The organism is Bacillus sp. RE35 (genome assembly GCF_052146655.1).
Taxonomy (GTDB): Bacteria; Bacillota; Bacilli; order Bacillales; family Bacillaceae_G; genus Bacillus_A; species Bacillus_A cereus.
In genome coordinates this window covers 4,423,069-4,436,208 of sequence record NZ_CP197377.1, presented here as the reverse complement: position 1 = coordinate 4,436,208, position 13,140 = coordinate 4,423,069, and the positions used below count along the sequence as shown (strand labels likewise).

Genomic DNA, 13,140 nt, shown 5'->3' with positions numbered 1-13,140 from the left:
AGAAAACTGCCTGTTTGTAAGAGAAGAGAAGTGTAATTCTCTTACTTAATATGTTTCATATTATTCTCGAACAAAATATACCGTAGTTGTCTTCTGGGCAATTAGTAGATTGGAACATTATATCTGAAAGCTTTTGCTAGAGGATTATTTGTGTATTTGTTATTTCAAAAAAGAGATAATGAAGATCTTAATCTATAGAGGTATGTGCATACATTATTATAGTTGGAGGGAAAGAATAAATGTCTACAAAATGGGAAAAATTAGAAGGTAACGTTGGCGTTTTAACAATCGAAGTTGATGCTAAAGAAGTAAACAACTCTATCGACGCTGCGTTCAAAAAAGTAGTAAAAACAATTAACGTACCAGGTTTCCGTAAAGGAAAAATGCCTCGTCCATTATTCGAACAACGCTTTGGTATTGAATCTTTATACCAAGATGCTTTAGATATCATTTTACCAAAAGCATACGGTGAAGCGATTGAAGAAGCTGGTATCTTCCCAGTTGATCATCCTGAAATCGACATCGAGAAGTTCGAAAAAAATGCTAACCTTATCTTCACTGCAAAAGTTACAGTGAAACCTGAAGTTAAATTAGGTGAGTACAAAGGTTTAGCAGTAGAAAAAGTTGAAACAACTGTAACTGACGAAGATGTAGAGAACGAATTAAAATCTTTACAAGAACGTCAAGCTGAACTAGTTGTTAAAGAAGAAGGAACTGTTGAAAACGGTGATACAGCTGTAATCGACTTCGAAGGTTTCGTTGATGGCGAAGCATTTGAAGGCGGAAAAGGCGAAAACTACTCTCTAGCAATCGGTTCTGGTACATTCATCCCAGGTTTCGAAGAGCAAGTAATCGGTCTTAAATCTGGTGAGTCTAAAGACGTTGAAGTATCATTCCCAGAAGAGTACCATGCTGCTGAATTAGCTGGCAAACCAGCAACATTCAAAGTAACAATTCACGAAATCAAAACAAAAGAACTTCCTGAGTTAAACGACGAGTTCGCTAAAGAAGCAGACGAAGCGGTTGCAACTCTTGATGAATTAAAAGCAAAACTTCGCACAAACTTAGAAGAAGGCAAAAAGCACGAAGCTGAGCACAAAGTACGTGACGAAGTAGTAGAATTAGCTGCTGCTAACGCTGAAATCGAAATTCCAGAAGCTATGATCAACACTGAGTTAGATCGTATGGTTCGTGAATTCGAGCAACGTTTAAGCCAACAAGGTATGAACCTTGAGCTTTACTACCAATTCACAGGTACTGATGCTGACAAATTAAAAGAGCAAATGAAAGAAGATGCACAAAAACGTGTAAGAATCAATCTTGTTCTTGAAGCTATCATTGAAGCTGAAAACATCGAAGTTACTGAAGAAGAAGTAACTGCAGAAGTTGAAAAAATGGCTGAAATGTACGGTATGCCAGTAGACGCTATCAAGCAAGCTCTTGGAAGCGTAGACGCTTTAGCTGAAGATCTTAAAGTGCGTAAAGCTGTAGACTTCTTAGTAGAAAACGCTGCATAATAAAATAACAAGGCACGATTAAAATCGTGCCTTGTTTTATAAATATAGAAATATATTTATAAAACTTTTCGATGGAGAAGGAAAAGTTCCTTTACAAGTCGAATATACATATTTCAAAAGTTTTAAAAATTTTTTATTTGTACATAACTAGTCATATTATTTGTATTTCTCGCCACGTAGTGACATAATATGTATTTACATACGATACATTTATCGTGTACATACGAAGGCAAGAGGTTAGCACTTTGTAAGGGGTGTGAAAATATGTTTAAATTTAATGATGAAAAAGGGCAATTAAAATGTTCTTTCTGTGGTAAAACACAAACGCAAGTTCGAAAGTTAGTGGCAGGTCCAGGTGTTTACATTTGTGACGAGTGTATCGAACTTTGTACTGAAATTGTACAAGAGGAGCTTGCGAAGGACGAAGAAGTAGAATTCAAAGATGTACCGAAACCGGTAGAAATTCGTGAAATCTTAGATGAGTATGTCATCGGGCAAGATAGCGCGAAAAAAGCACTAGCGGTAGCGGTATATAACCATTACAAACGCATTAATTCTAACAGCAAAATTGATGATGTAGAATTAGCGAAGAGTAATATCGCACTTATCGGGCCAACAGGTAGTGGTAAAACATTACTGGCACAAACTTTAGCGCGTATTTTAAATGTTCCATTTGCAATCGCGGACGCAACATCTTTAACAGAAGCTGGATATGTTGGGGAAGATGTAGAAAATATCTTACTAAAATTAATTCAAGCAGCTGATTATGATGTAGAGAAAGCGGAAAAAGGAATCATTTATATTGATGAGATTGATAAAGTGGCACGTAAGTCCGAAAATCCATCAATTACACGTGATGTATCTGGTGAAGGTGTGCAGCAGGCACTTCTGAAAATTTTAGAAGGTACTGTAGCAAGCGTTCCACCTCAAGGTGGTCGTAAGCATCCGCACCAAGAGTTTATTCAAATTGATACAACGAACATCTTATTCATTTGTGGTGGAGCGTTTGATGGCATTGAGCCGATTATTAAACGTCGCCTTGGTGAAAAAGTAATTGGATTTGGTTCTGAGAAGAAAAATGCTGATGTGAATGAGAAGCATGTTTTATCTCACGTATTACCAGAGGATCTTTTAAGATTTGGTTTAATTCCAGAGTTTATCGGTCGTCTTCCAGTTATTGCGAACCTAGAGCCACTTGATGAAGATGCTCTTGTTGATATTTTAACGAAACCGAAAAATGCACTTGTTAAGCAATTCCAAAAATTATTGGAGCTTGACGATGTTGAGTTAGAGTTTGAAGAAGGTGCACTAATCGAAATTGCGAAAAAAGCAATTGAACGTAAAACGGGTGCTCGTGGACTTCGTTCTATTATTGAAGGCTTAATGCTTGATGTAATGTTCGAACTTCCATCTCGTAAAGATATCGAGAAGTGTATTCTTACAAAAGAAACAGTAGCTGATAATGAGCCGCCAAAATTGGTGTTACAAGACGGTACTGTACTTGATACAAAAACATCTGCATAATGCGAAAGGGAAACAGCAATTTTTATAATTGCTGTTTTTCTTTATGTTTAGCTACGTTCCTCCGCGGAAATACTAAGAGATAAAATATTGCGGGAGGAAATAAATAATGAGCTGGACAAATATATTTTTAGTTGTTCAACTTGTTTTTGGTGTAATTGTCGGATTGTATTTCTGGCATTTACTTCGAAATCAACGAACACAAAAAGTTTCAATTGATCGAGAATCGAAAAAAGAATTAGAACAGCTTCGTAAAATGCGTGAGATTTCTTTAACAGAGCCGCTAGCAGAAAAGGTGCGTCCTACAACCTTTTTAGATATTGTAGGGCAAGAGGACGGAATTAAGTCGTTAAAAGCGGCTCTTTGTGGTCCGAATCCGCAACATGTAATCATATATGGCCCGCCAGGTGTTGGGAAAACAGCGGCAGCACGTCTTGTATTAGAAGAAGCGAAACGAAATCCTAAATCTCCATTTCGTACGAATGCAACATTTATTGAACTTGATGCGACAACAGCTCGGTTTGATGAACGTGGTATCGCAGACCCTTTAATAGGTTCGGTGCATGATCCGATTTATCAAGGTGCTGGGGCGATGGGGCAAGCAGGTATTCCGCAACCGAAAAAAGGTGCTGTAACAGATGCACATGGTGGTATTTTGTTTATTGATGAGATTGGCGAGCTCCATCCGATTCAAATGAACAAAATGTTAAAGGTGTTAGAAGATCGAAAAGTATTTTTAGAAAGTGCGTACTATAGTGAAGAAAATACGATGATCCCAACATATATACATGATATTTTCCAAAAAGGCTTACCGGCAGATTTTCGCTTAGTTGGAGCAACGACACGTTCGCCAGAGGAAATTCCTCCTGCTATTCGGTCACGTTGCTTAGAAGTATTTTTCCGTGAATTAGATACGGAAGAAATTCAAAAAGTAGCGAAAAATGCCGCGGAAAAAGTGGAAATGCAAATAGGTGAAAATGGTATTGAAATGATCGGGATGTATGCAAGGAATGGACGAGAAGCGATTAATCTCGTGCAAATCTCTGCTGGTATGGCGATAAATGAAGAACGTTCTTTCATTAAGGATGAAGATATAGAGTGGGTTGTTCACTCAAGTCAGCTTACACCGAAATATGAAAAGCGCATTTATCCGATTCCAAGGATTGGTCTTGTAAATGGTCTTGCTGTATACGGACCAAATACAGGTGCGTTATTAGAAATTGAAGTAACAGCAATCAAGGCGAAAGATAAAGGATCGGTAAATGTTACCGGAATTGTGGAAGAAGAAAGTATTGGTAGTCAAACGAAATCGATTCGTCGTAAAAGTATGGCGAAAGGCTCTGTTGATAATGTATTAACAGTACTTCGTTCTTTAGATGTGTTGCCAGAAGGATATGATATACATATTAATTTTCCAGGTGGTATCCCGATTGATGGCCCTTCTGCAGGAATCGCTATGGCAACAGGTGTATATTCTGCGGTGCACCGCACGTATGTAAATAATGAAGTAGCGATGACAGGGGAAATAAGTATACACGGAGAAGTAAAACCTATTGGTGGCGTGTACGCAAAAATAAAAGCTGCGAAAAAAGCGGGAGCTAAGAAAGTCATTATTCCTGCTGAAAATATGCAACCATTTTTGTATACGATCAAGGGAATTGAAATTATTCCTGTCCGTAAGTTAAAAGAAGTATTTGAGTTAACGTTTATGCAAGAAAATATGCATAGAGAGCTAGATGTACATACTAAGGTAGACGAAACTGATGCACAATCTATGTAAAAATAAACAATAATAAAATTTGCCAGACTTCGTTTAAGTTTGTATGCTTAATCGGAGTCTTTTTTCTTTTCGTGAGGTAGAAAAACAAGCTATTTACAATTGCGCGGAATCTCAGCAATTGCATCTAGGTGTATTGTAATATAAAATAGTTGAACAGGAGTTTAATTTATTATGGAGGTGCTATGTCTAGTATGAATACGAACGAAAGAATCGTGCCCCTCCTACCATTAAGAGGCGTTCTCGTATATCCAACGATGGTTTTGCATCTTGATGTAGGACGTGATAAATCGATACAAGCACTAGAGCAGGCGGCAATGGATGAAAATATCATCTTTTTAGCAATGCAAAAAGAAATGAATATCGATGATCCGAAAGAAGATGACATATATAGTGTAGGTACGGTGGCGAAAGTGAAGCAAATGTTAAAATTGCCGAACGGTACGCTTCGTGTCCTTGTGGAAGGTTTACATAGAGCAGAAGTAATAGAGTTTATCGAAGAAGAAAATGTAGTACAAGTGTCGATTAAAACGGTAACTGAAGAAGTAGAAGATGATTTAGAAGAGAAAGCTCTTATGCGTACGTTACTGGAGCATTTCGAACAATATATTAAAGTTTCGAAAAAAGTTTCAAATGAAACATTTGCAACGGTAGCTGATGTGGAAGAACCAGGGAGATTAGCTGATCTAATTGCTTCTCACTTGCCGATTAAAACGAAGCAGAAACAAGAGATTCTAGAGATTGTATCTGTAAAAGAACGATTACAAACACTTATTTCAATTATTCAAGATGAACAAGAGTTACTTAGCCTAGAAAAGAAAATTGGGCAAAAAGTGAAACGTTCCATGGAGCGCACGCAAAAAGAATATTTCTTACGTGAGCAAATGAAGGCGATTCAAACTGAACTTGGCGACAAAGAAGGCAAGGGCGGAGAAGTAGAAGAACTTCGTGAGAAAATTGAACAGTCAGGAATGCCGGAAGAAACAATGAAGGCTGCGCTGAAAGAATTAGATCGTTATGAAAAGTTACCAGCAAGTTCTGCGGAGAGTGGTGTTATTCGCAATTATATTGATTGGTTATTAGCGCTTCCGTGGACAGAGGCAACAGAAGATATAATTGATCTTGCTCATTCGGAAGAGATTTTAAATAACGATCATTACGGTCTTGAAAAAGTGAAAGAGCGTGTACTTGAATATTTAGCTGTACAGAAGTTAACGAATTCATTAAAAGGACCTATCCTTTGTTTAGTAGGCCCTCCTGGGGTCGGCAAAACTTCGTTAGCGCGTTCAATTGCAACATCATTGAATCGTAACTTCGTCCGTGTATCTCTTGGTGGTGTACGTGATGAATCTGAAATTCGTGGTCACCGCCGTACATATGTTGGAGCAATGCCAGGACGCATTATTCAAGGTATGAAAAAGGCGAAAACAGTTAATCCAGTCTTCTTATTAGATGAGATTGATAAAATGTCTAACGATTTCCGTGGAGATCCATCAGCGGCATTACTTGAAGTATTAGATCCAGAACAAAACCATAACTTCAGTGATCATTACATTGAAGAACCATATGATCTATCAAAAGTTATGTTTGTAGCAACTGCTAATACACTTTCAAGTATTCCAGGTCCATTACTTGACCGTATGGAAATCATTTCGATTGCTGGCTATACAGAACTTGAAAAAGTACACATTGCTCGTGAGCATTTATTGCCGAAACAATTAAAAGAACATGGCTTACGAAAAGGTAATTTACAAGTGCGTGATGAAGCGCTGCTTGAGATTATTCGTTATTATACACGTGAGGCTGGTGTTCGTACGCTAGAGCGCCAAATTGCAAAAGTTTGCCGTAAAGTAGCGAAGATTATCGTTACAGCAGAACGTAAACGTATCGTTGTGACAGAGAAAAAGATTGTTGATTTACTTGGTAAACACATATTCCGTTATGGGCAAGCTGAAAAAACAGACCAAGTTGGTATGGCAACAGGTCTAGCTTACACAGCAGCAGGCGGCGATACACTTGCCATTGAAGTTTCTGTAGCGCCAGGAAAAGGGAAACTAATTTTAACAGGGAAACTTGGGGATGTTATGAAAGAATCAGCACAAGCTGCGTTTAGTTATATACGTTCTCGTGCAGAAGAGCTTCAGATCGATCCGAATTTCCATGAGAAAAATGATATTCATATTCACGTTCCAGAAGGAGCAGTTCCAAAAGACGGACCGTCAGCAGGTATTACGATGGCAACGGCACTTATTTCTGCGCTAACAGGTATTCCTGTAAGTAAAGAAGTCGGTATGACAGGTGAAATTACACTTCGTGGTCGTGTATTACCAATTGGTGGTTTAAAAGAAAAAACATTAAGTGCTCACCGCGCAGGCTTAACAAAAATTATTTTGCCAGCAGAAAACGAGAAAGATTTAGATGATATTCCAGAGAGCGTAAAAGAAAACCTTACGTTTGTGCTTGCATCTCATTTAGATGAAGTATTGGAGCACGCATTAGTAGGAGTGAAACAATGAAAGTAACAAAAGCAGATATTGTAATTAGTGCTGTTAAACCAGAACAATATCCAGACAGTGATTTACCAGAAATTGCATTAGCAGGTCGTTCAAATGTGGGGAAGTCTTCCTTTATTAATAAAATTTTAAATCGTAAAAAGTTAGTACGTATTTCTTCTAAACCAGGAAAAACGCAAACGCTGAACTTTTTCTTAATCAATGAGATGATGCACTTTGTTGACGTTCCAGGTTATGGATATGCGAAAGTATCTAAATCGGAGCGCGCTGCATGGGGGAAAATGATTGAAACGTACTTTACAACGCGTGAACAATTAGACGCAGCTGTATTAGTAGTTGATTTACGTCACCAACCAACAAGTGATGACGTGATGATGTATGATTTCTTAAAGCATTATGAAATCCCAACAATTATTATTGCGACGAAAGCCGATAAAATTCCGAAAGGGAAATGGCAAAAGCATTTAAAAGTTGTAAAAGAAACGCTTGCTGTTGAAATTGGCGATGAAATTGTTCTATTCTCTTCTGAAACAGGACTTGGAAAAGAAGAAGCGTGGAAAGCAATTCATAAATTTACAAAAACAAAAAACGCGTGACGAATGTCGCGCGTTTTTGTTTTGCTAAATTTTTTAGCGTACGTTTAATGTAACTTCAATATTTCCTCGTGTTGCTTTCGAGTAAGGACATACACCGTGAGCGGCTTCTACAAGTTCTTGTGCTTCGCTATGTGAAACGCCAGCGACATGTACATCAAGTACAGCGGATAGGCCGAAACCACCATCTGTATCTTTTCCGATAGAAACGTGAGCAGTTACTTCTGTACTTTCTACTTTCACACGTTTTGTACGAATGACAAGTTGTAATGCACTATCAAAACAAGCGGCATAACCAGCAGCAAATAGTTGTTCTGGATTTGTTGCCTCTCCGCCTGCACCACCTAGTGCTTTCGGCATTTTCACATCAAGATTTAATATGCCATCATCTGAGACTACTTTTCCGTTTCTTCCACCTGTAGCAGTTACTGAAGCAGTATATAATTTATCCATGTTTATTCCCCTTTTCTATCATTAATTGTTTTCATTGTTTCAATTAGTTTATTTAATTGAATTAATAAAGAACGATATTCTTGTTCTGTAATTCCTAAATTTGTTGCCATTGTTGTTGGTAATGAACAAGCCTTATCTTGTAAATCTTTACCTTGTTCTGTTAATTCAATACATACTTTTCGCTCATCTTCTTTGGAACGAACGCGTTTTACAAGGTTTAATGATTCCATTCGTTTTAACATAGGTGTTAACGTACCGGAATCTAAAAATAGACGTTCTCCAATTTCTTTTACTGTGAGTCCATCTTGCTCCCATAGTACGAGTAAAGTAATGTACTGTGGATACGTAATGCCCATTTCTTCTAAATACGGTCGGTAAAAGCGTGTAACCTCTCTAGAACAGGCGTAAATAGAAAAACAAAGTTGGTTATCTAGATGTAAAGAATTATCTACCATACATAACTCCTTCCTTATTAAATTGTGCACAATTTAATTTTGTAAAACCAATATAACGAAAAAGAAATACAATGTCAAATACATTGTATTGAGAAAGTTCGTGCTACAATTTGGAACAATCATACATATTTTCCTTCATGATGAAAGAAGATAGGAAAGATGATGTTATAATTCATATGGAATAGTTTCCATCACTTGATTATGAGGGCTTTTTTTGGTAACGTACAAATAGAGTTATTAATTTATAATCATTATAAAGTAGAAAGTTTTTATTCGTTTTACTGAATCTCCTTTATTACATACGGAGAATAAATAAAAAAATAATCGGTTGTTCACACGATTGTCAGATTCATAAGAGGAAAGTTGTATTATGATAGTAGATAAAGTGATAAAACGGGTGAAGGGGGACATGCTGCGTGCATATTCTTGTTGTTAGTGTAAATTATCGAACAGCCCCTGTAGAATTTCGTGAGAAACTCACATTTCAGGCAGCAGAACTAGAGCGAGCGATGACTACATTACAAAATCAAAAGAGCGTGTTAGAGAATGTCATTGTGTCAACTTGTAATCGCACTGAGATTTATGCTGTTGTCGATCAATTACACACGGGACGGTATTATATTAAGAAGTTTTTAGCTGATTGGTTTCAGCTTGAAATAGAAGAAGTCGCGCCATATTTAACTATTTTTGAACAAGATGGCGCAATAGATCATTTATTCCGCGTAACGTGCGGTTTAGATTCAATGGTAGTCGGAGAAACGCAGATTTTAGGTCAAATAAAAGATAGCTTTTTAGAAGCGCAACAAGTTAAAGCAACAGGCACAATTTTTAATGAATTGTTTAAGCAAGTCATTACATTAGCAAAACGTGCCCACTCAGAAACAACAATCGGGGAAAGTGCAATGTCTGTTAGTTATGCTGCTGTTGAGCTTGGAAAGAAAATATTTGGCGAGTTAACAGATTGTCATGTGCTTATTCTTGGTGCTGGTAAAATGGGCGAACTTGCACTACAAAACTTATATGGAAGTGGTGCTCGTAAAGTAACAGTTATGAATAGGACGCTTTCGAAAGCAGAAGTAATGGCTGAGAAATATATGGGACATGCAAAATCGTTAAGCGAATTACAATGTGCATTATTAGAAGCAGATATTTTAATTAGTTCAACTGGTGCATCTGAGTATGTCATTACGAAAGAGATGATGACAAAGGTGGAGAAAATGCGCTCTGGTCGTCCATTATTTATGGTTGACATTGCAGTGCCGCGTGATATTGATCCAGCGATTGATGAGCTAGAAGGTTCTTTCTTGTATGATATTGATGATTTACAAGGAGTAGTGGAGGCAAACCGTGCTGAGCGTTTGAAAGAGGCAGAGAAAATTCAATTTATGATTGAAGAGGAAATTGTTCTGTTTAAAACGTGGTTAAGTACACTTGGTGTTGTTCCATTAATATCAGCTCTTCGTGATAAGGCACTTGCAATCCAAAGTGAAACGATGGTAAGCCTAGAGCGAAAAATACCAAACCTTAGTGATCGTGAGAAAAAAGTTATTAGTAAGCATACGAAAAGTATTATTAATCAATTATTAAAAGACCCAATTTTAGTAGCGAAAGAAATAGCTGCTGAAGAGGGAGCGAGCGAAAAATTAGCGTTATTTGCAAAGATTTTTGATTTAGAAACGGAAGAAGTAGAGAGTCGTGCGGAAGAAGTAGAACATAAAAGAGTGTGGACACCATCCGTTCCATCTTTATAATTTGGAAGGATGATCGGATGAGTTTTTTAAATAACAGTATTATTTATCATATTGCAATTATTTTATATGCTTGTAGCATTAGTTTATATTTTATAGATTATTTCCAAAGTAACCGAAAGGCGAACCGATTTGCTTTTTGGTTACTTGCGATTGTATGGGTCCTGCAGTCTATTTTTATGTTGCTTAGAGCTACAGATTCAGAAACGAATCCTATTTTAACTTTATTATCAGGGATTTATTTTTATGTTTGGTTATTGATTACGATGTCGTTAGTTATTAATCGATTTATGAGAATTGACTTTTTAGTCTTTTTTACAAATGTTGTAGCATTTGGCGTAAGCGCTTTTTCTATTTTTACACCGCTCGGAAAGATGTCGCCAGTACTTGCGGAACAATTAGTTTCAGAACTTGTATACGTGCATGTCGGTATGGCAATTATTTCTTACGCAACGTTTACTGTATCGTTCATTTTTTCTATTATGTATTTATTGCAATATCGCCTATTAAAAAAGAAAAAATGGAATGCGAGATTAAGAAGGTTAGGGAATTTACCGAAGCTAGAATCTATGTCTTACGGATTAAATTTATTTTCTGTTCCATTTTTCTTACTAGCAATTTTATTAGGATGTATATGGGGATATACAAAATTGGATAATTTCCATTGGTATGATACGAAAGTAATCGGATCTTTTGTCGTTCTATTTGTGTATTGCACAGGTTTATATTTACGAGCGGCAGATGTGTTGCAAGGTAAGAAAATTGTACAGTGGAATATCGGATCGTTTCTCGTAATGCTAGTAAACATTTTTCTATTAAGCAGTTTGTCCAATTTCCACTTTTGGTATTTATAATGAGGAGAGAGAATTATGCGCAAAATTATTGTAGGGTCACGAAAGAGTAAACTAGCATTAACGCAAACAAACTGGTTTATTGATCAGTTAAAAGCCCTAGGTCTACCATATGAATTTGAAGTGAAAGAAATTGTCACAAAAGGTGATGTTATTTTAGATGTTACTCTTTCAAAAGTAGGCGGAAAAGGCTTGTTCGTTAAAGAAATTGAGCATGCGTTACTTACGAAAGAAATCGATATGGCTGTACATAGTATGAAAGATATGCCAGCCGTACTTCCAGAAGGTTTAATGATTGGCTGTACACCAAAGCGTGTTGACCCTCGTGATGCTTTTATCTCAAAAAATGGAGCATCGTTTAAAGAGTTAGCGGAAGGTGCTATTTTAGGTACGAGTAGTTTAAGACGTAGTGCACAGCTACTCGCTGCGAGACCAGATTTACAAGTGAAGTGGATTCGCGGGAATATCGATACACGTTTACGTAAATTAAAAGAAGAAGATTACGATGCGATTATTTTAGCGACAGCTGGATTACAAAGAATGGGCTGGGATAATGATGTTATTACAGAACATTTAGATGATACGTTATGTGTACCTGCTGTAGGACAAGGTGCATTAGCGATTGAGTGTCGTGAGGATGATAAGGATTTATTGCAGTTGTTAGCGCATATTAATGATACGATAACAGAAAGAACAGTGGCAGCGGAGCGAGTATTTCTTCATAAACTTGAAGGTGGATGCCAAGTTCCAATTGCTGGATATGCAACCCTTACAGAAAACGATGCAATCGAATTAACAGCTCTTGTCGGCTCTATGGATGGCTCTGTTTTATTAAAAGAGACAGTAGTGGGTACTAACCCTGAGGAAGTAGGGTTAGAGGCCGCGGACCGTTTAATTAAACAAGGCGCCAAAGAACTCATTCTTGCTGCAAATAAGGAGCAACAATAAATATGAACGCTCTCGCTGGAAAAACGGTATTGATTACACGTGCCCAGCATCAAGCGAAACAAATGAGTGTAGCAGTGAAAGAAAAGAGCGGAATTCCATTGGAAATTCCGCTTTTGCGTATGGAAGGTATGTCTCATAGGCAAATTCAACATATTGAAGAGCAGCTACATTCATACGACTGGGTTATTTTTACGAGCAGAAATGGTGTAGCTTTTTTTCTAGATAGTTTAAAAAAGAAACTACCGCTAACCATTAGAATCGCTGCGGTAGGTGTGAAAACAAAATTAGAGTTAGAAAAAAGGGGCTATCAAGTTCATTTTGTTCCGACTTCATTTGTTGCAGAAGCATTTGCAGAAGAGTTTCTAAAAGAATTAAGTGGAAACGAACGTATTTTATTTCCGAAAGGGAATTTAGCAAGAGAGGTAATTCCGGTTGCACTTCGGGAAATTGGTGTTTCTCTAGATGAGCTAATCGTATACGGTACGAAAGTGAATATAGAAAAAAAGCAAGAACTTATAGCAGCATTGAAGTTAGGGAAAGTAGACATTATTACATTTACGAGCCCTTCAACTGTTACTAGTTTTGTTCGTTTACTTGAGGGTACAAACTGGAGAGAATGGACAAAAAAATGTACAATTGCTTGTATAGGACCTATTACGGAAAAAGAGGCAAGTCTTTATTTTTCGTCTGTTATTGTGCCGAAAGAGTACACTGTAGAAGCATTACTACAATATGTTTGTGAATCTATAAAATGAAAGAATGGG

At 37.2% G+C, this 13,140-nt stretch carries 11 protein-coding genes; 9 read left to right on the top strand and 2 right to left on the bottom strand.

Features of this window, described 5'->3' with window-relative positions; all coding sequences use genetic code 11:
* The first annotated feature begins 239 nt into the window (after positions 1 to 239).
* The 5 genes from tig (at position 240) to ysxC (ending at position 7,924) form a co-directional block, all read left to right on the top strand.
* Positions 240 to 1,517 (top strand): trigger factor, encoded by a 1,278-nt coding sequence (gene tig, locus ACTL4X_RS22630; RefSeq protein WP_000105215.1) that lies wholly within the window; start codon positions 240 to 242, stop codon positions 1,515 to 1,517.
* Between the two features lie 264 nt (positions 1,518 to 1,781).
* Positions 1,782 to 3,041 carry an ATP-dependent protease ATP-binding subunit ClpX gene (clpX, locus tag ACTL4X_RS22625; RefSeq protein ID WP_000472289.1) on the top strand — a complete coding sequence of 420 codons (1,260 nt, stop codon included), beginning with the start codon at positions 1,782 to 1,784 and terminating at the stop codon, positions 3,039 to 3,041.
* Between the two features lie 106 nt (positions 3,042 to 3,147).
* Positions 3,148 to 4,818 (top strand): ATP-dependent protease LonB, encoded by a 1,671-nt coding sequence (gene lonB / locus ACTL4X_RS22620; RefSeq protein WP_000119176.1) that lies wholly within the window; start codon positions 3,148 to 3,150, stop codon positions 4,816 to 4,818.
* Between the two features lie 182 nt (positions 4,819 to 5,000).
* Positions 5,001 to 7,331 (top strand): endopeptidase La, encoded by a 2,331-nt coding sequence (gene lon / locus ACTL4X_RS22615; protein ID WP_000097289.1) that lies wholly within the window; start codon positions 5,001 to 5,003, stop codon positions 7,329 to 7,331.
* Positions 7,328 to 7,924, top strand: a complete 597-nt coding sequence (gene ysxC / locus ACTL4X_RS22610) for a ribosome biogenesis GTP-binding protein YsxC (protein ID WP_000869116.1) — start codon at positions 7,328 to 7,330, stop codon at positions 7,922 to 7,924. The genes lon and ysxC overlap by 4 nt, the downstream gene beginning before the upstream one ends.
* Before the next feature lie 33 nt (positions 7,925 to 7,957).
* On the opposite strand, the gene ACTL4X_RS22605 is transcribed toward ysxC, so the two are convergent.
* Positions 7,958 to 8,374 (bottom strand): organic hydroperoxide resistance protein, encoded by a 417-nt coding sequence (locus ACTL4X_RS22605; protein ID WP_000359781.1) that lies wholly within the window; start codon positions 8,372 to 8,374, stop codon positions 7,958 to 7,960.
* Positions 8,375 to 8,376: 2 nt separating this feature from the next.
* Positions 8,377 to 8,829: a MarR family winged helix-turn-helix transcriptional regulator gene (locus ACTL4X_RS22600; RefSeq protein ID WP_000228198.1), complete on the bottom strand. Its 453-nt coding sequence runs from the start codon at positions 8,827 to 8,829 to the stop codon at positions 8,377 to 8,379.
* 416 nt (positions 8,830 to 9,245) lie between these two features.
* On the opposite strand from ACTL4X_RS22600, the gene hemA reads away from it, so the two are divergent.
* Genes hemA through hemD form a run of 4 tightly spaced genes read left to right on the top strand, consistent with a single transcriptional unit; the run spans position 9,246 to position 13,131 of the window.
* A complete protein-coding gene (gene hemA, locus ACTL4X_RS22595; RefSeq protein WP_000547868.1) occupies positions 9,246 to 10,580 on the top strand; it encodes a glutamyl-tRNA reductase in 1,335 nt (444 codons plus the stop codon).
* Positions 10,581 to 10,597: 17 nt separating this feature from the next.
* Positions 10,598 to 11,431 carry a cytochrome c biogenesis protein gene (locus ACTL4X_RS22590; RefSeq protein ID WP_000008991.1) on the top strand — a complete coding sequence of 278 codons (834 nt, stop codon included), beginning with the start codon at positions 10,598 to 10,600 and terminating at the stop codon, positions 11,429 to 11,431.
* 15 nt (positions 11,432 to 11,446) lie between these two features.
* Entirely contained in the window at positions 11,447 to 12,376 is a 930-nt protein-coding gene (hemC, locus tag ACTL4X_RS22585) for a hydroxymethylbilane synthase (RefSeq protein ID WP_001226407.1), read from the top strand.
* A 2-nt stretch (positions 12,377 to 12,378) separates the two neighbouring features.
* The gene (gene hemD / locus ACTL4X_RS22580) at positions 12,379 to 13,131 is read left to right on the top strand and encodes a uroporphyrinogen-III synthase (RefSeq protein ID WP_071740488.1); all 753 of its coding nucleotides are present in this window, start codon (positions 12,379 to 12,381) and stop codon (positions 13,129 to 13,131) included.
* The last annotated feature ends 9 nt before the right edge of the window (positions 13,132 to 13,140 follow it).

Coding starts and splice junctions, on each gene's coding strand:
- ACTL4X_RS22605 (WP_000359781.1), bottom strand. CDS start 8,374: ATGGATAAATTATATACTGCTTCAGTAACTGCTACAGGTGGAAGAAAC.
- lonB (WP_000119176.1), top strand. CDS start 3,148: ATGAGCTGGACAAATATATTTTTAGTTGTTCAACTTGTTTTTGGTGTA.
- ysxC (WP_000869116.1), top strand. CDS start 7,328: ATGAAAGTAACAAAAGCAGATATTGTAATTAGTGCTGTTAAACCAGAA.
- ACTL4X_RS22590 (WP_000008991.1), top strand. CDS start 10,598: ATGAGTTTTTTAAATAACAGTATTATTTATCATATTGCAATTATTTTA.
- lon (WP_000097289.1), top strand. CDS start 5,001: ATGTCTAGTATGAATACGAACGAAAGAATCGTGCCCCTCCTACCATTA.
- tig (WP_000105215.1), top strand. CDS start 240: ATGTCTACAAAATGGGAAAAATTAGAAGGTAACGTTGGCGTTTTAACA.
- hemD (WP_071740488.1), top strand. CDS start 12,379: ATGAACGCTCTCGCTGGAAAAACGGTATTGATTACACGTGCCCAGCAT.
- clpX (WP_000472289.1), top strand. CDS start 1,782: ATGTTTAAATTTAATGATGAAAAAGGGCAATTAAAATGTTCTTTCTGT.
- ACTL4X_RS22600 (WP_000228198.1), bottom strand. CDS start 8,829: ATGGTAGATAATTCTTTACATCTAGATAACCAACTTTGTTTTTCTATT.
- hemC (WP_001226407.1), top strand. CDS start 11,447: ATGCGCAAAATTATTGTAGGGTCACGAAAGAGTAAACTAGCATTAACG.